This is a genomic window from Marinilabilia sp. (genome assembly GCF_016278715.1).
In the GTDB taxonomy this organism is placed as follows: Bacteria; Bacteroidota; Bacteroidia; order Bacteroidales; family Marinilabiliaceae; genus Marinilabilia.
Genome location: NZ_JADQBH010000165.1, coordinates 1 through 20,947 on the forward strand (window position 1 = coordinate 1; position 20,947 = coordinate 20,947).

16 protein-coding genes and 1 pseudogene are annotated in these 20,947 nt (G+C 43.4%); 7 read left to right on the forward strand and 10 right to left on the reverse strand.

Annotated features, from left to right (window positions below; translation table 11 throughout):
- The 4 genes and pseudogenes from QZZ43_RS10465 to QZZ43_RS10480 all read right to left on the reverse strand — a co-directional run.
- Nucleotides 1-204: pseudogene (locus tag QZZ43_RS10465) on the reverse strand (hypothetical protein); the annotation flags it as partial.
- The gene (yidD, locus tag QZZ43_RS10470) at nt 204-713 is read right to left on the reverse strand and encodes a membrane protein insertion efficiency factor YidD (RefSeq protein WP_291858744.1); all 510 of its coding nucleotides are present in this window, start codon (nt 711-713) and stop codon (nt 204-206) included. The gene yidD and the pseudogene QZZ43_RS10465, both read right to left, overlap by 1 nt.
- The gene (locus tag QZZ43_RS10475; RefSeq protein ID WP_291858747.1) at nt 691-1,431 is read right to left on the reverse strand and encodes a hypothetical protein; all 741 of its coding nucleotides are present in this window, start codon (nt 1,429-1,431) and stop codon (nt 691-693) included. Before QZZ43_RS10475 ends, yidD begins: the two co-directional genes overlap by 23 nt.
- An 84-nt stretch (nt 1,432-1,515) precedes the next feature.
- Nucleotides 1,516-1,926, reverse strand: a complete 411-nt coding sequence (locus QZZ43_RS10480; protein WP_291858750.1) for a TM2 domain-containing protein — start codon at nt 1,924-1,926, stop codon at nt 1,516-1,518.
- A 380-nt stretch (nt 1,927-2,306) separates the two neighbouring features.
- On the opposite strand from QZZ43_RS10480, the gene QZZ43_RS10485 reads away from it, so the two are divergent.
- Nucleotides 2,307-2,897 carry a porin family protein gene (locus tag QZZ43_RS10485; protein ID WP_291858753.1) on the forward strand — a complete coding sequence of 197 codons (591 nt, stop codon included), beginning with the start codon at nt 2,307-2,309 and terminating at the stop codon, nt 2,895-2,897.
- Between the two features lie 97 nt (nt 2,898-2,994).
- On the opposite strand, the gene QZZ43_RS10490 is transcribed toward QZZ43_RS10485, so the two are convergent.
- The 4 genes from QZZ43_RS10490 to QZZ43_RS10505 all read right to left on the reverse strand — a co-directional run bounded on the left by QZZ43_RS10490 (nt 2,995) and on the right by QZZ43_RS10505 (nt 7,238).
- Complete coding sequence (locus tag QZZ43_RS10490) at nt 2,995-3,648, reverse strand: ribonuclease HII (protein ID WP_291858756.1); 654 nt, start codon at nt 3,646-3,648, stop codon at nt 2,995-2,997.
- Nucleotides 3,649-3,695: 47 nt separating this feature from the next.
- Nucleotides 3,696-4,718: a M28 family peptidase gene (locus QZZ43_RS10495; RefSeq protein ID WP_291858759.1), complete on the reverse strand. Its 1,023-nt coding sequence runs from the start codon at nt 4,716-4,718 to the stop codon at nt 3,696-3,698.
- 188 nt (nt 4,719-4,906) lie between these two features.
- Entirely contained in the window at nt 4,907-6,379 is a 1,473-nt protein-coding gene (gene cysS, locus QZZ43_RS10500; RefSeq protein WP_291858762.1) for a cysteine--tRNA ligase, read from the reverse strand.
- A gap of 79 nt (nt 6,380-6,458) precedes the next feature.
- A complete protein-coding gene (locus tag QZZ43_RS10505; RefSeq protein WP_291858765.1) occupies nt 6,459-7,238 on the reverse strand; it encodes a toxin-antitoxin system YwqK family antitoxin in 780 nt (259 codons plus the stop codon).
- 312 nt (nt 7,239-7,550) lie between these two features.
- Here QZZ43_RS10505 and QZZ43_RS10510 point away from each other — a divergent pair, with 312 nt between their 5' ends.
- The 3 genes from QZZ43_RS10510 to QZZ43_RS10520 all read left to right on the forward strand — a co-directional run bounded on the left by QZZ43_RS10510 (nt 7,551) and on the right by QZZ43_RS10520 (nt 13,134).
- On the forward strand, nt 7,551-8,813 hold the full coding sequence (locus tag QZZ43_RS10510; protein WP_291858768.1) for an alginate export family protein: 1,263 nt from the start codon (nt 7,551-7,553) through the stop codon (nt 8,811-8,813).
- 64 nt (nt 8,814-8,877) lie between these two features.
- Nucleotides 8,878-10,563, forward strand: a complete 1,686-nt coding sequence (locus QZZ43_RS10515) for a PAS domain S-box protein (RefSeq protein WP_291858771.1) — start codon at nt 8,878-8,880, stop codon at nt 10,561-10,563.
- Nucleotides 10,564-10,881: 318 nt separating this feature from the next.
- Nucleotides 10,882-13,134, forward strand: coding sequence for a PAS domain S-box protein (locus QZZ43_RS10520; protein WP_291858774.1), 2,253 nt, complete (start codon nt 10,882-10,884; stop codon nt 13,132-13,134).
- A 5-nt stretch (nt 13,135-13,139) separates the two neighbouring features.
- Here the strand turns inward: QZZ43_RS10520 and QZZ43_RS10525 are convergent, their stop codons facing one another.
- Nucleotides 13,140-13,388, reverse strand: coding sequence for a 4a-hydroxytetrahydrobiopterin dehydratase (locus QZZ43_RS10525; protein WP_291858776.1), 249 nt, complete (start codon nt 13,386-13,388; stop codon nt 13,140-13,142).
- A 608-nt stretch (nt 13,389-13,996) separates the two neighbouring features.
- On the opposite strand from QZZ43_RS10525, the gene QZZ43_RS10530 reads away from it, so the two are divergent.
- The 3 genes from QZZ43_RS10530 (at nt 13,997) to QZZ43_RS10540 (ending at nt 20,073) form a co-directional block, all read left to right on the forward strand.
- The gene (locus QZZ43_RS10530; RefSeq protein WP_291858779.1) at nt 13,997-18,325 is read left to right on the forward strand and encodes a CusA/CzcA family heavy metal efflux RND transporter; all 4,329 of its coding nucleotides are present in this window, start codon (nt 13,997-13,999) and stop codon (nt 18,323-18,325) included.
- A 111-nt stretch (nt 18,326-18,436) separates the two neighbouring features.
- Nucleotides 18,437-19,552, forward strand: a complete 1,116-nt coding sequence (locus QZZ43_RS10535; RefSeq protein ID WP_291858782.1) for an efflux RND transporter periplasmic adaptor subunit — start codon at nt 18,437-18,439, stop codon at nt 19,550-19,552.
- Complete coding sequence (locus QZZ43_RS10540; RefSeq protein WP_291858785.1) at nt 19,549-20,073, forward strand: DUF3267 domain-containing protein; 525 nt, start codon at nt 19,549-19,551, stop codon at nt 20,071-20,073. The genes QZZ43_RS10535 and QZZ43_RS10540 overlap by 4 nt, the downstream gene beginning before the upstream one ends.
- Nucleotides 20,074-20,078: 5 nt before the next feature.
- Here the strand turns inward: QZZ43_RS10540 and QZZ43_RS10545 are convergent, their stop codons facing one another.
- Nucleotides 20,079-20,843: a hypothetical protein gene (locus QZZ43_RS10545; RefSeq protein ID WP_291858787.1), complete on the reverse strand. Its 765-nt coding sequence runs from the start codon at nt 20,841-20,843 to the stop codon at nt 20,079-20,081.
- Nucleotides 20,844-20,947 lie beyond the last annotated feature (104 nt).

The following is a 20,947-nucleotide window of genomic DNA, read 5'->3' on the forward strand; positions in this document are numbered from 1 at the left end:
GTGCTCTTCCGATCTATAGAGTGCCGAGTCGGTTTGTGGTTTTGTCAGCTTTAGCTGCAAAATTTGATTGCTCTCATACACCGCCTCTTCGTACAAGGCCTGGTTTATCAGGTATTCGGAAAATTGAATCCTTTCCGGCGCCTTTTGTGCCGAGGCATGAATTGCCGCAAAAAGAATGATGGTAATAAAGATTAAAAACCGCATCAATGAAAATGTTCTGAAGGATTATAGGACTTGAACTGGTATTTGGACCATCCATCTGATGAGTGTCTGGTTTCAGGATTGATGGTGAGTGGATGCAGGGATGTTTGTGCTATTCTGTTGCATCTGCTAAGTCGGTCTGAAGTAAGAAAAATACCTTTTATCAGTCCATAATGAGAAATTGCATCTTTGCTGAAATTGGAACAAGATGGTTCATAGAGGCAATCGGCTGAGAAATGTTTGGAAAGCGAAGTCTGATAAAAATACAAAAGCCCTCCAAAAGTAAGCTTTATGGGATTGATTTTGTCTATCAGAGGGTCCTCTTTTTTTACAAGAAATACCCTTTTTCTGTTTTCTGTCTGGTGAATTTTCAGCAAATCGTCTTGCTCGGAGGAGTTGATCCGTGTTAAATCGCTTCGGAGGGCATCTTTATTTTGAGAATGGGCACCGAATGCGAATAGAAGAAATAACACCAGAACAATCGAACATTTAGAAATCGACTTTTTGTGCATCATCCGGGATTTTGAAATCAAACAATTTATCATCGGCTTCGAAGCCTGTTTTTATATTGGAAAAAGTGGTACGCCTGATGGTGCTGTCATTTTCAGCAGTATAACTGATTTCTGTTATTTTTTTTGGGAGGAGAAACTGTGGGCCAATATAATAATCATAATAGTAGATTTTTCTTTTCACAGCCCCTTTGTTGTCAAAGTATTGAGCATAGATGGGTGTGAAATTTTCCGCAACCAACTCAACTGTGCTGATAGCTTGCATGCCCGGGGGTGCCTGCCATGTAGTGATGATGTAATTGTTTTCGCGCCGTGTATTTATTTGTGTAAAACCTTCATGTCTGAGGCCCATGTCCTGCGTGAGGTTGTTGACAAAGAAATAGAGTAATTCAGTTTTACTTGAATAGTGGCTGTTTTGCATAAAGGAAACCGTGTTTTTATCAGGAAGATAAATGGTTGTTTCACCTTTTGCATTGATGGTTTTGTAGAACTCGGTAGGGGAAAGGTAATGCGTAATTATTTTCCCGGTTTGCCCGTCGTAAAACGAAGAGGCCTCTGCTGTAAACAGACTCCCTTTTTGATAGTTCTGGTAAAGTGCATCTACGCTCACCTGACCTGTGTAGGTTTGTGCGAAAACGTTGATCGCTGGCATGGAGAGAACAACCAGCAATAGAAAACCTGCTTTTTTAAAATAATTTCTTTTACCGAAAACAGAATTCATAATGTTAAATAGGAAGTTGGAACTACAAAAACAGGCCTGTCGGGATGACAGACCTGTTTGTTTTTTGTTAAAATGGTTTTTGTATTACCACATAAAGAATTTCGGATTATCAACATAAGCGCTGATGTCGTCCCAGTTGACTGCCAAAACAATAAGGTCAATCAAAGGCATCAGGCCGAAGATACCACCACAGGTAAGGATGTATCCAATTCCTGTCATGACTTTAGTTCCAAGATAGAAACGGTGAATACCGAAACCTCCCAGGAAGAAGTCAAGCAAAATGGCAATTAAAGGGTCTTTTCCGCCGCTGGCTGAAGCAACTGCCATGGCAGGAGCAGCTTCTGCTATATCAGCAACCATGCTGAAAGTTGTAGCTGTAGCTGAGGCAAAAAGATTTTCAATCTGGGCATCGTCAATAGTGTAAGATGCACTTGCGTTTGTAGTAAACGCAGAAATACCCAATACAAGGGTCAGAACGATTAAAAGTTTCTTCATAATAAATATGATTTTGATTAAGACTAGTTGCGAAAATAAGTATTTGTTTTTAATTTGAATCCTGCAGTGGTCAAAAAAGGTTAATTTATAATGGTTATCGGTAACGATTGAGATAGTACATTTTTTGTGCATATACCTTATATGAATAGGCAATAAATAATAATAGACTATTTAAGGTTAATAATCAGATAGTTGGAAATAGTGTTAAAACATGTTTTTATCTATAAAAATTAGGGGTTGGTGTAAAGATAGGAGCCATTCATCATAAAAAAGGTGGGTATTCAATGAGTTTGGAAAGCTTTTCAACCGAAATGTTTTATTTTCGATACAATTAATGCAGACAGTTAATGTCTTTTTTTAATCAAACTAACTTATTTATTATGAAAAAAGTTTTGTTTTTTGTAGCTGTGATGTTACTAAGTGTTTCCACAGCATCCATCGCTCAGGCTAAATTTGGATTAAAAGCCGGTGTAAACATAGCGAATGCTACCGGTGATGATGTTGAGGATGCCGATTCAAGATTAGCTCCATTTTTTGGTGCCTTTGTTAATCTCGGGCTTGGAGAAAAGTTAGCGTTTCAGCCTGAGTTATTGTACTCTATGAAAGGAATAAAAAACACTTCTTCAATCATGGGGGTAGATTTTGACCAGACGACTAAACTTAACTATCTTGATATTCCTTTGATGTTAAAGTATAACATTGCCGGAGGACTTAATTTGCAGGCAGGTCCTCAAGTGAGTTTGTTGCTGTCAGCTGAGAATGAATATGAAGGTGGCGGTGAGTCAGAAACTGAGGATATTAAAGAGTATTTGAAAGGTTCTGACTTTGGATTTAATGTTGGTGCGGGATACGATTTTGGACCGCTTGGGGTGGATGTACGATATAATATAGGGCTTTCAAATATTTCTGACGAAGAAGATGGCGATATTAAAAACAGTGTAATTCAGGTTGGATTAAGCTATTCGTTCTAATATTTGAGAAGTAATTAGAATTTAAGAAAGTCACTTCCGGATAATAAGGAGGTGACTTTTTTGTTTCTAACCAATTCCGGAAAATAGAAACCGGAATTTACTCCCACTGAATACTGGTTTGTTTCTCTGTCAACTTAAAAGATAGTCGGTGAACCGACGTTACTCCATGAGTCTCGATTCCTGAACGATGTGCTTTTGTGGGGTAGCCTTTGTTTTTGTTCCAGTCATAAAAAGGATACCTCTCATGTTGGCCCAGCATATACTCATCTCTGTGTGTCTTGGCTAAAATACTGGCAGCTGCAATGCATCGATAAATGCTGTCGCCCTTTACAATGCACCGGTGGGGGATTTCTTTGTAAGTGTGAAACCGGTTGCCATCGATTAGCAACGACACCGGTGTTGGGGTTAACTGCTTAATGGCAAGGTGCATGGCTCTTATGGAAGCGTTCAGAATATTAATGCGGTCAATTTCTTCATTGTGAACCATAGCAACCGCCCAGGCGAGGGCTTCATCTTCAATTATCTGCCTTAGTAAATCGCGTTTTTTCTCAGAAATTTGTTTGGAGTCGTTCAGTAGCGGGTGATTAAAACCTTCGGGCAGAATAACGGCAGCAGCTGCTACCGGGCCTGCCAGACATCCACGGCCTGCCTCATCGCAACCGGCGACTAAAGGCCCGTCGGCAGGCAGCAATTCTCCCCTGACGGTTGGTAGTTTTTCTTTTATGGTCGCTTTTTGTTTTCTGCCAGGCATTCTCTTCTTCCTTTTTTTCCGGGGGCCCTCCTCCCATTTTTGGAGAGTTAGAGGGGGCCGTAAATAACCTCCATTACCGTTTGGCCCACTGCTTTCAGTGTGTTGCGGTCAATATTCTCCATCGTATCGTCATGTGTGTGCCAGTAACTACCGAATGAGGTTTTGGTAGAGGGATCGTACTGAATAATATCTACGGCAGGTATGCCCGTATGTTTATTTACATAAACGTGGTCGTCGGTAATGTATCCGCCTTTCCGGAAAATGAAATAACTGCCGTACCCCAGTGCTGCAGCTGTATCCCAAATATGGTTGACCAGCTTCGGAGCAAATCTCAGAGAAGCCTGTTCCTGATAGAAACGGGCATTTTTGGCTCCTACCATATCCAGCAAGATGCCATATTGGGCATAATAATTCTTTTTGTGCGGATTTTTTCCCCAATACTGGCTGCCCAAACACCATGTATCTTGTTTGTATTCCACATTGAGGTGATCGGGTGTGCCGTAATCTTCCGCATCGAAAAAGATGATGTCGATGCCCGGATGTGTAGGATTATCCTGAAGGTGCCGGGCAATCTCCATTAAAACGCCCACACCGCTGGCTCCGTCATTGGCTCCGTCGATGGGCTGATTGCGTTTGGCCGGGTCGGGGTCATAGTCGGCAAAAGGACGTGTGTCCCAATGGGCAAAAAGCAGAATGCGGTTGTTTTTTTCGGGCTGAAACTGCGCAATGATGTTTTTGATGTTTAAGATGCTGTTGTCGAAAGCGGTGACTTTGCCTTTCTGAATAATGACATCGGCCCCCATACTCTCCATTTTTGCGGCCAGCCAGTTTGCTGTTGCTTCGTGCTCAGGTGTGTTGGGAACCCGTGGCCCAAAATCAACCTGTTTTTGAATATAACTGAAGGCTGAGTCGGCATTGAAGGCTGGTGTCTGAAGTTTCGGCCGGGCTATATCTTCTTTCTCTGATGATTTCTTTGAGCCGGTGCTGTTGCATCCTGATCCAAGGGAAATCAAAGCAACCACTGATAATACCAATGGAATGTTAATAAATTGAGTGATTTGCTTTTGCATTTAATTCAATTTTTATTGGAATGTTTTGCCTTTTTAGATGAATAATCTATTTTCCCCGGGCGTTGTCCGGGGCTTTTTCTCTACAGACTTTCAGCCTGTTTGAAATCGTTCAAAGTAGATCAAACCTCGATCCTCTAACCTCCAATGTCTAACCTTCTTCCAAAGTCTCTTTTGGGCACCCCGAGTCTTTATTTCACTTCCCAATCAGCTCCGTCTTTTCCGTCACGCACTTCAATGCCCAGGTTTTTCAGGCCGTCACGAATGCGGTCGGAGGTGTCAAAGTCTTTGGCTTTTTTGGCTTGCTGACGCACATTGAGGAGGAGTTCCATTACGCCGTTTAGCACCTGAGAATCTCCTGCATCCGCTGTTGTTTCCTGAGATAGTCCCATAATTTCTTCTGCAAACAAATGCATCAGTTGGCGGAATTTTTCCAAATCCTCTAGGGTAAAAGACTCTTTTCCGGCCAGGGCACTGTTGATGGCTTTTACACCTTCGAAGAGATGCGCTATCAGGATGGGGCTGTTCATATCATCATTGAGGGCACCGTAGCACTTTTCTCTGAACTGATTCAGATTGAAAGTGGTTTTGTCGCCCGCTTTGATTTTATCCATTTGCCGAAGGGCTTCCATCAGGCGTTCCATCCCTTTCTCAGCAGCCTGCAGTGCTTCGTTGGAGAAGTCCACCGTGCTGCGGTAATGAGCCTGCAGAATGAAGAAGCGAATGGTCATTGGCGACCATGCTTTGTCGAGCAGCTTATGGTTGCCTGTAAAGAACTCCTCCAGGGTAATAAAATTGCCCAACGATTTGCCCATCTTCTGTCCGTTGATGGTAATCATGTTGTTGTGCATCCAGTAGCGCGCAGGAGTTTTTCCGTTGGCCGCGACCGATTGTGCAATTTCACATTCATGATGGGGGAACAGCAGATCCATGCCTCCTCCGTGGATGTCGAACTGTTCGCCCAGGTATCTGGCACTCATGGCCGAGCACTCAAGGTGCCATCCGGGGAATCCGTCGCTATAGGGCGATGGCCAGCGCATGATGTGTGTCGGTGTGGCTTTTTTCCAGAGGGCAAAGTCGAAGCTGTTGCGTTTCTCTGATTGCCCTTCCAGTTCGCGGGTGGTGCTTAGCAAATCTTCCAGCACACGACCCGACAGGACTCCGTACTTGTGGTCTTTGTCGTATTTCTGAACATCGAAATAGACGGATCCGTTTTTCTCGTAGGCATACCCTTTGTCAAGAATTTCCCTGACAATTTCCAGTTGCTCAATAATATGGCCGGATGCCCGTGGTTCAATGCTGGGCGGTTTTACATTGAGAGCCTCCATGAATTTGTGGTAACGATCGGTGTAGTACTGCACCACTTCCATGGGCTCAACCTCTTCCAGACGCGCTTTCTGAGCGATTTTGTCCTCGCCTTCGTCGGCATCGTTTTCCAGATGGCCTACATCGGTGATGTTGCGTACGTAGCGCACTTTATATCCCAAATGTGACAGGTAACGGAACAGAATGTCAAAAGTGATGGCTGGTCGGGCGTGTCCCAGGTGCGGGTCGCCATAAACGGTGGGGCCACAGACGTAAAGTCCTACATGCGGCGGTTTTATGGGGTTGAATGATTCTTTTTTTCGCGAAAGCGTATTGTAAAGCGTCAGATTGTTTTCCATGATAGTCGTCTGCTTGTTAAGCGTTAATTTCAGACGGCTAAGTTAAGAAAAATATCAGGAGTGTTGGGAGTGTACCTGGTTACTTCACATATTTCCCGTTTTCCACAATTCTGACCTCAATGAGGCTGTCCTGTTGGCTGTAGATATAATGTTTCCCGTCCTGGAGGATACCGTCCCTGAAATAGCCTTCCTTGATGGTGAGTCCGTCGATCGACTGAAGTGTGTAGTGTCCTGTGCCGTAGAATGGCAGTATTTTTCGGTCAGGATCTTCATCGGTATTTTCGGGGCGGGAGGTTACGACGGTACTTTTGCTGAATCCCTCTTCTGAGTATTCGCGCTTCTCAAGTAGTTGGCCCCGGTTGTTAAAAACAGAAACCTCACCATTTGCCTGTCCGTTTTTCCACTCGCCTGAATATTGCACTTCTCCGTTGGCATGGAAATACTTCTGTTCTCCGGTTCGTTTCCCGGCATCATTGTAGTTCCATTCATAGAATTTTTGTCCGTTGGCATGGTATAAGGTGTATTTTCCTTTCCAGTGGTCAATGTCCCAATAACCTTCTTCCCATAGTTGTCCGTCGCGATAGAAAAACTTTGCGGGGCCTTTGGCCATCCCGTTTTCGTAAGTGATTTCATGTTTCAGGGCGCCGCTTTTGTAAAACGATTTCCAAAGGCCGGTGCGTTGGCCATCAGCGTAAATACCCGATTCCTTTAGTTCGCCACTATCGTAATATGTTTCCCATTGACCGGTTCGCTGATTATTTTCATCTGTTTGGTTGGGCGCAGTCTTTACTCCCTGGCTTCCGACTGTTGATGGAAGTGAGAATATCAGGAATAATATAATAAAGATGGTGTGCTTCATTTTCTAAATGATAAGCTTGTTGGAAATCAGTTATGATAAGGTATCTCGTTGTTCTTGTTTTATCGTAAAATCGGGACAAAAGGTTTCAAAAAACCAGAAATTTGCTGAGCTGCATATCGTTTGGAAATGAGAAAAAGAAAAAATATTGAAGTATTTAACCTTTTCTTACAAAGACTTTCTGCTTTGAATGTCGAATCTGACAGAATAAGCAAAAACCCTTTCCCGCTTTTTGGTAGACAATAAGTTTTCGCCTTGATGATTTTTCGAATGATCCTCTCTTCTATTGTGTCAGAACGGGAAAACGTTTGAATTATGAAAACAATAACACGCTTAATGACTATTTTTTTGATGACCCTTACTGGCTTTCTTGCCTCATTTTCAGTCAGGGGACAGGTAAATGCTGAAGTGGAATACCGACCGCGCTTTGAATGGAGAGCCGGTTACGGGGAGTTGCTGTCAAGCAGTGCTTCTCCATCCTTTATTGCTTTACAGCGATTGCGGATGTCTGTCAGCTATCAGACCGATGGGTTGAAGTTGAAGTTTGCTCCTCAGGATGTGAGAGTTTGGGGAGACGAGCAGCTCTCCAGTTCGACCGGTGTTTTTGGAGACGAGGCATCTTTTGATTTATTTGAAGGTTATGCCGAATTGAGGTTGTGGGAAAACAGTTGGATTTCCGTGGGGCGTCAGCAACTTTCCTACGATAATCAACGATTGCTGTCAGGACGGAACTGGAATCAGCACGGACTGGCTTACGATGCTGTTGTGTTTAAAACCATAGCCGGTGCCTGGGCTATACATGCCGGTGCTTCCTGGAACTCCTTAAAAGCTACTGCATCGGAGAGTTTTTATCTTTCTGACAGAATAAAGTCTTTGAATTTTTTATGGTTAAAAAAGAGTTTTGGGGAAACTTTTGATGTTTCATTTAGCCACATTGCTTCCGGGGTGACTGAAACCGATACAACCAATACCATGCATTTTAAACAGACATCAGGAGTATATGCGACCTATAATGTGGGTTCTTTCTCGATGAAGGGAAATTTTTATTTTCAGTATGGAAAGAACCAGGTTGGAACCGAAGTCAGCGCTTTTTTGGTGGATGCAGATGCCTCTTTGAGTCTGGGACGATATAAGCCTGGCGTGGGTTTTAGTTACCTGTCCGGAAATGATGAGGCAGATTCCACCACCGAAAATTTGTTTGATGCATTGTATGGAGCCCGACACCGATTTTTTGGACACATGGATTATTTCCGGAATATGACTTCACATACCGGTGGTGGTGGATTGTCTGATTGGTACGGATATCTGGGATACAAAGTGTCGGACAATATTTCGCTGAAAAACACGACTCATTTTTTTAGTCTTGCGCAAACCAATTCAAATACTCCGGATGGTAAAGCACTAGGAATGGAAAATGAAGTGGAACTAAAATTTAAATTTAATGGATGGGGAGCATTGAAGGCAGGATGGCTTTTTTATCTTCCCACCGACTCTTTTCGCCAGCTGCAAGGTGTTGTTCAGGAGCGCTTTCCCAACTTTGCTTTTGTGGAGTTGACCATTACACCCACTCTTTTTTGAATCTTGTGAACGAATTTTCTCGTATAGATGTTAGGTTAATATAAAAAACTTAATAAAACACGATATGCTCAATCGCCTAAAGCAAAAACTTGATCCGGAATGGGGAATGGCCATTCGTGTTTCAGTGTTATTTCTGGTGATTGGGAGTGCATGGATTTTGTTCAGCGATCGCTTGGTTTTTATATTTGTAGATAACCCCCATGAATATTCCCGTCTGCAAACATGGAAAGGTGAGTTTTTCGTGGTTTCGGTTTCAGTGTTATTGCTGCTGATAATCAAGAATTATCTGCGTCGGAACCGTCGTCTTTCGGAGTCGCTGGAACAAAGTGAACAAAGATTTAAAGGAGTGATTGAAAAATCGGTTTCAGGAATCTGCATTACCGACAAGTTTGGCGTGTTTGAGTTTGTAAATCCGGCATTTTGTAAAATTTATGGGTATTCGGAAAAAGAACTTTTGGGCAATTCTATAGGTTTATTAGTGGATGAAGAAATTCGTCTGATGACATTGGAAGTACATGCCGGGTTGCTCGACAATGAAGAGAATCGTCAGGGAACGTGGAACGTCAGAAATAAAAATGGGGAGAAAAAAACCGTGGTTATTGAAACCCTTCCAATAAGCTGGTTGAATGGAAAAAAACGTCTGGTGACTTTTGTGACCGATGTAACTGAAAAGGTAAGGGCAGAAGATGAGTTACGCAGGAGTGAAAAAAGGTATCGAAGCATGATGGAGGAACTGGATGTTCCCTTGTATATTACGGACAATGATTGCAGGATAATTTTTGCCAATAAAGCTTTTCGAAGCCATTTTGGAGATATCGATAACGATACTTTTTGCTACAGAAAAATAAGAGGAACAGAGAGAAAGTGCAACTGGTGTAAAGATGTGGCGAACCTAAAGCCCGGTCAGAAATTTGAATCGGAGTATTACCGTGAGTCTGACGGTCGTATTTTTCAAATAATCATGGTGCCAGTTGAGTTTGAACCGGAAGTGATGAGGAAAATGGTGGTGCTTCGCGATCTTACTGAAATACTCAAAGATAAAAAACGGGCAGAGGAGAGTGATCGTTTAAAAACAGCATTCCTTGCCAATATGAGTCACGAAGTAAGGACCCCCCTGAATGCTATTCTGGGCTTTTCAGATATTTTAAATGACGACACCCTGACTTATGAAGAGAAAAGCCGTTTTGTGGATCTGATACATCAGAGTGGTATTCAGTTGTTGAACATCATCGATGACATAGTGGATGTTGCCCGTATTGAACAAGGTGACCTACGTATTTCTAAAATTCCGGTGGATGTGAATATTTTGCTCTCGGAGGTGATGGATGTGATGCGGCTGGAACTGGCTGATGGGAGTAAACCTGAAATTGAGTTATTGCTGGCGAATACCTTACCTGCCGGTTTTAGCTTTAATTCTGATCCTTTGCGGTTGAAACAGATTTTAATGAATCTGATGAGCAATGGAATCAAATTCACGAAAAAAGGGTATGTGAAATTGGAGGCTTTCCGGAACGATAAAGAAGTTATTTTTAATGTGGAAGATACCGGAATGGGGATTCCAAAAGCCAAAATACCCATTATTTTTGAGCGATTCAGACAGGTAGATGAGTCATCCACTCGCGTGGCAGGAGGCAACGGACTTGGATTGTTCATAAGTAAGAATCTTGTGGAAGGAATGGGGGGACTTCTAAAAGTTCGTTCAACTATCGGCACAGGGAGTATCTTCTCTGTTGTTCTGCCTTTCAATTAAAACTGCAAATCTGGTTTCTTCGCTGGACATTCTTGTATTTGTGGTGAGATATGTTGTAAATTACTTTTACTACTGTAATAGTAGAAAAAACGGGGTTTTTATAGATGAGGTTGTGTGTTGCGGTTCTTTAACAGAACAAAAAGTTTTTTTTTACGTAAAGTTGTACTTGGTTAAGACAAAAGCTGGAAATGTCTTCTGAAAAAAGCATGGGGTTTTGATTTTTTAAACTTGCCACATAAACTGCATGTATTTTTATCGGGAAGGGCGTTTACCTGGATTTTTGCTTTCCATGCAGGCTTGATTTTTTTTGTACTAGTAATGAATATTTCATCCAAAATACTTCTTCTGAATAAACCGGGGCAAAGAAAAGAGCTACAGAATTTTCTGGGCGATTTTTTTGGCACGGTGGAGATGCTCACCAATACTTCTGTTGCAAAAGAGGCATTGGTTCGAAATGAATATGACATCATGGTTCTGCAGGATCATCTCAACGATATGGATGCTGTCGGTTTTATACGGTGGATGAATGAGAATGAATTAGAAGTTCCTTTTGTGGTGATTGCCGAAGATGGTGATGTAAGTCAGGCTTCAGAAGTGATGAAGGGTGGTGCAGAAGAATTTTTGCAATGGTCTGACCAAAAAGAATATTTCTTTCCTTATGTGGCGGAGGTAATTCGAAAAGCATTAGGTAAGAACAATAGTAAAAGGGTTCTTTCGGATAGCGAGAATTTGTATCAAACTCTTTTTGAGAATATTCGAGATGCCGTATTGCTTTTTTCCTGGGATGAAAAGAATAGTGTGCCGGGAACAATTATTGAAGCCAATAAGGTGGCCTGCAGGAGACTTGAATATACCAAACAGGAGCTCTTTGCCCTCACGCCCGCTGATATTGATGTTGCAGGATCTACCAATTACAATCTGGTGGCTCAAGGGCTTGAACAGAAAGGATTTTTTGTTTTTAAAGTTATTCAGCGCAGCAAGTCGGGAAAAGAAATTCCAACCGAAGTGAATGCCCGCATTTTTAATCTGGGAGGCCGTAAAGCGATACTGGCTGTTGCCCGGAATATTACCGATCAAGAGAGGGCCCTGGAAGATTTGAAAAACAGTGAACAACGTTTCAGAGACATTATAGAAAGTTGCATTATTGGGATTTGTATCACCGATAAAGAGGGGAATTTTGAGTTTGTGAATGAAGAGTACTGCCAGATATACGGCTATACACCGGAAGAGTTAATTGGAAAGCATTTTACTTTGGTGGTGCCGAAGGACAATCGTGCATACATGTTCGAACTTCATGACGACTTTATTAATAAAGGAAAAGAAATTAAAGGCAACTGGACGGTTATTGACAAAGACGGCAAGGAGCATTTCATTGTGGCTGATGCAACGCGCATTAAAGATGCTTCGGGTGAATATAAAAAAGTGACTTTCGTAGAAGATGTTACCGATACAAAAAAGGCAAAAGAGGCGCTTGAGTTGAGCGAAGTGAAGTATCGGACAATGATGGAAAGCCTACAGGATCCGGTCATGATTAGCGACGATCAATACGAAATTGTGTATGTTAACCGGGCTTTTAAAAAGCGTTTTGGCAACGTAAAGAAAAACTTGAAATGCCACTCGCTGGTATTCGGGCTCAAAGAACCCTGCCCCTGGTGTATGGCAGCCCAAGAGAATATGTCGGGTTTTCGCAAACGGCAGGAGCATCGTATCAATAAGCGGGATTACCAGATTACAACCGTTCCTGTAGTGTTTGAAGGCATCTATCAGGCAAAAATGACCTTTTTCAGGGATGTTACCAAAGTTGTGAAAGCCCGAAAAAAAGCAGAGGAAAGTGACAGGCTGAAATCTGCCTTTCTTGCCAATATCAGCCATGAAATTCGCACGCCACTAAATGCGGTTATGGGATTTTCAGGCTTGCTGAAAGACCAAGATCTCTCTCGCGATGAGTCACTCATGTACATTGACATGATCAATGAGAGTAGCGAGCACTTATTGCATGTAATGGATGATATTATTGAGTTCTCCTTTATTGATTCAGGACTGGTTCAGATTCATCCAATAAGAATTCAGGCGCAAAAACTGCTGGATGATTTGCTTGGGGAGACCGAAATCTTTAAGAAAAAGCTCAATAAGAATCAATTGCAGGTTTCAGTGCAGAATGCACTACCTGACAAGTTTAAGCTTGTTACCGATGAGTCGCGTCTGCGTCAGATTCTTCTGAATCTTTTGTCCAATGCAGTGAAGTTTACAGAACAGGGTGGCATTACCATAACGGTTTCTTATACCGAAAACCGGTGGGTGTTATTCTCCGTGAAAGACACAGGAATTGGTATCCCTGCAAAGATGCACAAGGTTATTTTCAGACGTTTCAGACAAGCCGATGAAGGCCATACCCGTATGTTTGGGGGGAATGGCCTTGGGCTGGCGCTCTGCAAGCATCTGGCAAACATGCTGGGAGGACATATTGAGTTAAAATCCAAACCTGCCAAAGGAAGTGAGTTTTTACTGTTTCTTCCCGCGCTTTTCGATGAATCCCTTGCACGTGCGCTTGATGTTACTGTGGTTGAGTAACGAACTTAACTTTTAAGGTTACTTATTTTTTCAGCAAGGTTCACATCTTTCTCTGTTATTTCTCCTACGTCGTGCGAGATGAGTTTTACTTTTACCTTCTTGTAAGCGAAAATCTCAATGTCCGGATGGTGGTCGGCCTCTTCTGCTATTGGAACTATCTTGTTCACAAATTCAACGGCCTTTACAAAGTTGCTCAGCACAAATGTGCGCGTAAGCTGATTGTTTTCAATAATCCAATTTTCAGGTGTTTTCATTTTCTTTTCCTTTTTTTTGGTTTCTCAATTTTAGATTCTTTTAATTATACATATCAGAGGTGCGAATTGTTTAAAGTTTAATCCTTCAAATCTCTTATCTTTTACGCGGAGGTTCAGATACTGCGAGGTCCATGCCCGAAGAAATCTCTAATCAATTCGTGTAATTTGTGGACGCCAAACAAAAAATGGCGCAGCCATTTTCATAATAAATGTTTGGAAAAATTTTGCCAAAAAAATACGAATATTAAAAGTCAGGCACTTATGCACCTCTGCGTTTATGCTTTTTTAACGGACTATTGAGTACTTAATAATTTATTAAACTTTTACAAAGAACTCTTTTAATCAGTTGTTTACGCCGGAGGATTGATTTGTGATGAAATGCAGATTTTCAGCGTTATACGATTTATTTTAATTCTAATATCTAAAAATCTAACGGTCTGTTGGAGTAGTGAAAGTTTAATAAAATCGAATGATCTTGCCGGATTTGTTGTCAAAACTATGGATAATGTAATTTTTCGAATTGGTAGAATGCATGGTTGAACATTTTGTTTTTTTATTTGTAAATTAACCACTGATTTTAAGCCAATAACCATTCAACTTCACTTCCTATGATTGAGGCAATAGTCCGGTTTAGTGTTCGAAATAAGCTGATGGTGTTTCTCTTTACCGCCACTGTTTCAGCTTTTGGAATTTTCTCTCTCTCTCGATTACCCATTGGTGCCACACCCGATGTGACCAATAATCAGGTTCAGGTTATCACTACTTCACGTAACTTATCTACGCTGGATGTTGAGAAATTTCTTACCTATCCGGTGGAGATGGAAATGGCCAATTTGCCCGGAGTTCAGGAGATTAGATCGGTTTCAAAATTTGGGCTTTCGGTTGTAACCATCGTCTTTGATGAGGATATGGGTACTTATCTTCCCCGACAGTTGATTTCAGAAAAACTTAATGCAGCTTCGGAAGCGATTCCAGAAGGATATGGAAAACCTTTTATGGGACCGGTGTCAACAGGATTGGGCGAGATTTTTCAATACACACTCGAAGTGGAACCTGGGTATGAAGAGCATTTCTCACCTATGGAGTTGCGCTCCATTCAGGATTGGATGGTAAAGCGGCAACTCTCCGGTACTGAGGGGGTAGTGGAGGTGAACACATGGGGCGGGTTCCTGAAACAGTACGAAGTGGCTGTTGATCCGGCCAAGCTTAAAGCGTTGGATGTTACCCTGGAGCAGGTTTTTAGTGCCGTGTCCGAAAACAATAATATGGCGGGAGGGAGTTACATTGAACGTAGCGGGCAGAGTTATTTTGTGCGGGGCGAAGGACTGGTGGAAAATCTGGATGATATCCGAAATATTGTAGTTCGAAACAGAGCGGGAACACCCGTCCTGGTCAGGCATGTCGCCGAAGTGCAATTTGGCAGTGCCAACCGTTTTGGTGCCATTACCGGAAACGGAGAAGGCGAAAAAGTGATGGGGCAGGTGATGATGCTGAAAGGAGCAAATTCGAAAGCGGTGATAGATCGTGTGAAAGAACGTGTGGCGGAAGTTCAGAAGACTTTACCACAAGGGGTTTACATCAATCCATTTCTCGACCGAAGCGGCCTGATTGGCCGAACTACCGCCACCATTGCAGAAAACCTGGTGTTGGGCGCCCTGATTGTGATTTTTGTGGTGGTACTTCTTCTTGGCAGCTGGCGTTCCGGGCTGGTGGTGGCTGCCATCATCCCTTTAAGTTTGCTTTTTGCCCTTTCACTGATGTATATGACCGGCGTTGATGCCAACCTTATGAGCCTGGGAGCCATCGACTTTGGTATTATTATCGATGGCGCAGTGATTATAGTGGAATACATTTCCTATAAAGTTAATGTGCGACGAAAAGGCTTAAATGAGTTGTCCCCTGATGAACGGCTCCATGCAAGGGATGCTTTGTCTGTTGAAGGGGCTTCAAAAATGATGAAGTCGGCCGTCTTTGGTCAGATTATCATCATTATTGTTCTCATACCTATACTTACGCTAAGCGGTGTGGAAGGCAAGATGTTCCGTCCCATGGCGCTGACTTTTAGCTTCGCTCTGATAGGTGCTATGGTCTTTGGTTTTACTTTTGTCCCGGCCATCTCAGCATTGTTTATCAAAGCATCAAGCAGGGAAAAAAGGACCATCTCTGATCGTTTGATGGACTTCCTGAACCGCCTTTACGCACCCACCATCGCGTGGGCAATGGATCATAAAAAAGTTGTAGTCATTCTTGCTGCTCTGTTGCTTGGTGGCTCCGGGTTTATCTTTACCCGTCTGGGGGCAGAGTTTGTCCCCACCCTGGACGAGGGCGACTTTGTGATTCAACCTGTGCTGAAAACCGGAACCAGTCTGGGGGAGACCATCGAAATTATGACCCGCATTGAAAAAATTGTCAAGTCATTTCCCGAAACCCGTCAGGTGGTAAGTCGCATCGGTGCTGCAGAAGTGCCTACCGACCCTATGTCTATGGAGGAAACCGACGTAATAATCACGCTTATCCGTAAAGGGAAATGGACTACTGCTGATACTAAAGATGAGCTTGCCGACAAATTCAAAGAACGGATTCAGGCAAAAATTCCCGGTCTTGAAATAGAGTTTACTCAACCCATCGAAATGCGTTTTAACGAACTTATTACCGGGGTGAGGGCCGATTTAGCCATCAAAGTGTTTGGTGACGATATGGATGTGCTCAATCAGAAGGGGGAGCAGATTAAGGAATTGATGCACCAAATTCCGGGGGCGGCTGATGTGGTGTTGGAAAAGACTACCGGTTTGCCCGAGATGCTTGTGACCTACAACCGCAAGAAGCTTGCTTCCCTTGGGCTTAATATTGCTGATGTTAATAGGTTGATAAATGTGGCCTTTGCCGGAACTACTGTTGGGACAGTTTATGAAGGAGAACGTAGGTTCGATCTGGTGGTCAGGTTGGCTAAGGAATCCCGAAATTCTATCGAAGATCTCAAAAATCTTATGGTCACCCTTCCTGGAGGCAGCATTATTCCTGTTGGAGAAGTAGCTGATATTTCTTATTCTAAGGGACCGGCTCAGATTTCCAGAGATGAAGCCCGACGGCGAATTGTGGTTGGTGTGAATGTCAGAGGACGCGACCTGGAATCGGTGGTGGAAGATGCCGGCGTTTTGATTGATGAGAAAGTTGATTTACCTCCCGGTTATTATGTGGAATACGGCGGACAGTTTGAAAATTTAAGAAGTGCCCGTCAGCGATTGCTGGTAGTGGTACCAGTGGCGCTGTTGCTGATCTTTATTATGTTGCATTTTGCTTTTGGCAGTATTCGTCCGGCCATTCTGGTATTTTCAGCTGTGCCTCTTTCTGCCGTGGGCGGAATTCTTTTTTTATGGTTGCGTGGAATGCCTTTTTCCATTTCGGCGGGGGTAGGATTTGTGGCATTGTTCGGTGTGTCGGTGCTCAACGGTATTGTTTTGATAGAACATTACAATGATTTACGACGCTCGGGCATGACTGATTTGAAAGAATTGATCCTTTCCGGTGCACGGCAAAGGTTGCGACCTGTTCTTTTGACCGCCACCTCCACCGCTTTTGGTTTCTTCCCGATGGCTTTCTCTTCAGGTGCCGGTGCTGAAGTGCAGCGGCCTCTGGCTACGGTTGTGGTGGGTGGTTTGGTAACAGCTACTTTGCTGACTTTGGTGGTTTTGCCGGTGTTGTATTGTTTGATGGAAGATCGCTCAAAGTTGCGGAAGTTTGGAATCCCTAACTGGCTGACTGTTTTGGTGCTTTTGTTAGTACCAGTGGGGCTAACTGCTCAAAAACCGCTTGGCCCGGACGAAGCCGTGAAAATTGCGCTGGAAAACAATACAGGTATTTTGGCGTCAGACCTGAAAGTGAAAGCTGCCGGTGCCAGGACTTCCACAGCATGGGATTTGGATAAGACGGAGGTTTATGTCAGCTATGATGAAAATAACATTGCTGCCGACAATGATGACCCCATAACCGTTTGGGGAGTTCAACAGAGCCTGAAATTCCCTCTGGTTTATATGGCCGGGAAGAAAGTCTTGAAAGCTGAAGAAGAGATTCAGTTGTATCGGCATCGAATGAATCAGCAGGAGCTGACCCTGAACGTTTTGACTTCTTATTACGACGTGGTATATTTTAGATGTGTGGAAAAACACTATCAATCTCTTGATTCGCTTTATTCCATTTATGCCCGTGCTGCCGACACCCGACAAAAAACAGGAGCCGGCAACCGGTTGGATCTTCTGCTGGCCCGCTCCAAAAAAGATGAGGTGGCTCTGATGCTGCTGCGGGCTTCGGAAGATAAGAAGACAGCTATGCAGCGTTTGTCCAGTTTGCTTCAGAGCGAGGATGAATTTGAGGTAGCAATGGATTCACTGCCACGCCTGAATATGCAGGTCCCTGATTTGGCCGGACATCCCGGATTGCTGATGCAAAATGCTTCGGGCGAAATGGCTTCGAAACAATTGAATGTGCACAAACTAAACTGGTTGCCCGACATCAATCTGGGTTATTTTCAGGGTACCAACGAGGAGGAGAATGCCCGGGTTTATCGTGGTTTTGAAGTAGGACTGGCTTTTCCTTTGTTTTTTGGAAGTCAAAGTTCTAAAGTGAAATCAGCCAGATTGGATATGGAAGCGGCCCGTATGGATTATCGTAATTTTCAAAGACAACTCTCCGGCCAGCTGGAAGCACTAATTGGCCAAAACCGAAAGCATGCCCGGTCGCTTGAGGTTTTCGAATCCAGCGGAAGCGCACAGGCTTCGGAAATGATGCATGTGGCCCGAAAATCTTTCGAGGCCGGAGAAATAAGTGTGCTGGAGTATGTCACCGTGATGGATCAGGCCCGCCGGTTGATTCTGGATTATATGGATAGTTTGAGGGCTTACAACCGGACGGTGCTGGAGATCAATTACCTGTTGCCGTGACGGAGCTGAAGTCGTTTTCGGGTAGTTACATAAATTCCAGAAGCGGTAATGATAGGGATGAGTCTGCTCAGTGATAAAAAAATAAAAACACTTTCATAAAAAATATCGACTATGTTTAAGAATATTCTTTTATTGGTTGTTTCGCTGTTGATTTTTTCTGCCTGTTCAGGCGATCAAACAGATGCTTCATCCGAAGAAACTACTTTTTCTGATGGTGCAGTAGTGGTAACCAAAGAACAATTTGAGACCTCCGGGATGGAAATGGCCCCTCTTCAGAAAGTTGAAGCGACTGAGGAGATTGATGTTAATGGCAGAATCGCAGTGACGCCCGGCCATCTCTCCGAAATCAGTCCTCTTATTGAAGGGCGGGTGCGCTCAGTGTTTGTTTCGCTGGGCGACTGGGTGAAAAGGGGAGAAGCTCTTTTTGTGCTGGAGGGCCCTGCCATTATCAATTTGCAAAAGGATTATCTGGACGCAGCTGCTCTTTATCCTGTTTTGAAGTCTGATTTTGAAAGACAAAAAGAACTTGTCAGTGAGGAAATTGCTTCACAGAAGGTATTTGAAAAGGCTCGTGCCGATTTTATGGGTGCCAAGGCAAGGCTTTCTGGACTAAAAGCTCAGCTCGAGCTGTTGGGGGTTAATGCATCAAAGCTGGAGGAATCAGTTGAGATCGCTTCGGGCATAACGATTAAAGCTCCTATTGCCGGGAATGTGACCATGCAGGAGGTGCGTCAGGGGATGTTTTTGTCACCCGGGGAGAAAGTTATGGAGATTATAGACCCGGAGTCGGTTTATGTTGAGATGGATGTTTATGAATCCGAAATGGATGGATTAGCCGAGGGTTTGGAGGTACTTGTTGGTGCTGATAGGCATGAAGCACAGATTGTACGTATTTCCAGAAAGGTTGATCCGGAATCGCGAACCATTGCTGTGCAAGCAACCTTCAAGGGTGTAGCACCGGCTTTGCTGCCAGATATGTTTGTAAATGCACAAATATTGAAGAGTTCCGGGGAGATGTGGGTATTGCCCGCTGATGCAGTAGTGGATGTGGAAAACCGGAAATGGGTTTTGGTTAAAGAAGCTGAAAATGACAGCGTTTACTCCTTTGTACGCAGCGAAGTGGAGACGACAGATCTTATAAAAGGTCAGACAGGCATTCTTAATTACGAAGAATTTGAACCAAATACCCTATTTTTGTCCAAAGGAGCATTTGGATTAATTAAATGAGAGAGATTTCACTTACCATAGATGAAACGGCCCGCAAAGTAATCGGGCTTATTCTTCCGGCACTTTTCGCCACCGGTATTCCGTTTTTTGTGTTACATGGCTGGCAGCCTTTTCAGCATTGGAGTTGGATGGGGGTACTTATGTTTTTGGGGTGCGTTTCGGTGGGTATTCCTCTTCATGAATTATTTCATGCACTCATTTTCGGGATGTTTGCCAGGGGAGGCTACAAATCCATTAAATTTGGTGTCGAGCCACGAACTTATACGCCTTTTTGTCATTGCACCACACCCATTCGTGTGCAATACTACCGGTTGGGGGCTTTAATGCCTTTGCTGGTACTGGGGTTTGCTCCATTTGTGGTCGCACTTTTTACAGGGTCTTTCGGATTCTGGTTTTTTGGATACATCTATATTATTGGTGCCGGCGGAGATTTGGTGGCCCTCAAAATGCTGAAGAAAATTCCCGGACATAAAAAGGTACTCGATCACCCTGAGAAAATGGGTTTTTTTGTGCTGGATTAAAGTTTTTACTCTACAGGTTGAAACCAATCGGGATAAATGGTTTTTGTTTCCCTAGCGTTCCTTTTATCACTTTTTCTGAATCCGAATTCGTAGGTCATTCCAACAAGGATAACCACTCCGATTTTCGGTAATTCCCCATAGCCGCGGTTTCGTAATTCTTTGTCGGCTGATTTGGTGTTGGTCATGTTGTTCACTGCCAGAAAAAGTCCTACGGCATTGTTTTCCCAGCCAAATTTCATCCCGGCTTTTCCTTCGAAGTAGATGGAGCCGTCAAGGTTGTCAATAACTTCCGTTTCATTACTTACCCGGTTATGGATTTCTAAGTCTCCTGGGGGGCTTGTCCAGCCAATCTCCAGTGAGGAGAAAAACGGGTTGTTGGAATGTCTGGAGAAAGGGTTTTGGGTGGAAAAGTTGACCGCAGAGAAAAAACCGAAATTGAATCCCAGGTCCATTTTTGCATGGATGTCGGAATGGGTATATTCTAATGCACCATAACTGATGGCTCCCAGCTTTACCCCGGCATCAAAGTCCCATTTTGGGAGTGGCTTATACTTGTAGTAAACGGCAAGCGCTACAGCTCCAAAGTCATCTTCGTCTGTATTATAATCCTCGTTTGGGTCGTAATCATCATCACCGATGCTTTCCAACATAACCCTGATTGCGGACAATGGATCCGCACCCATCGAAAAGCCCATGTGGTGCCTGGTTTCTACCTGCGAAAAAACCGGAATGGAAAGAAAAAAAAAGAGAAAAAATAAGATGTGCTTCATTGTTGAGTCAGGTGAGTTCGGGTGCAAAAATATAAAATTTTGTTTGTCATGATAAAAATCACTTCGAACAACCGGATATTTATGTGAAAATGACTGGATTATTG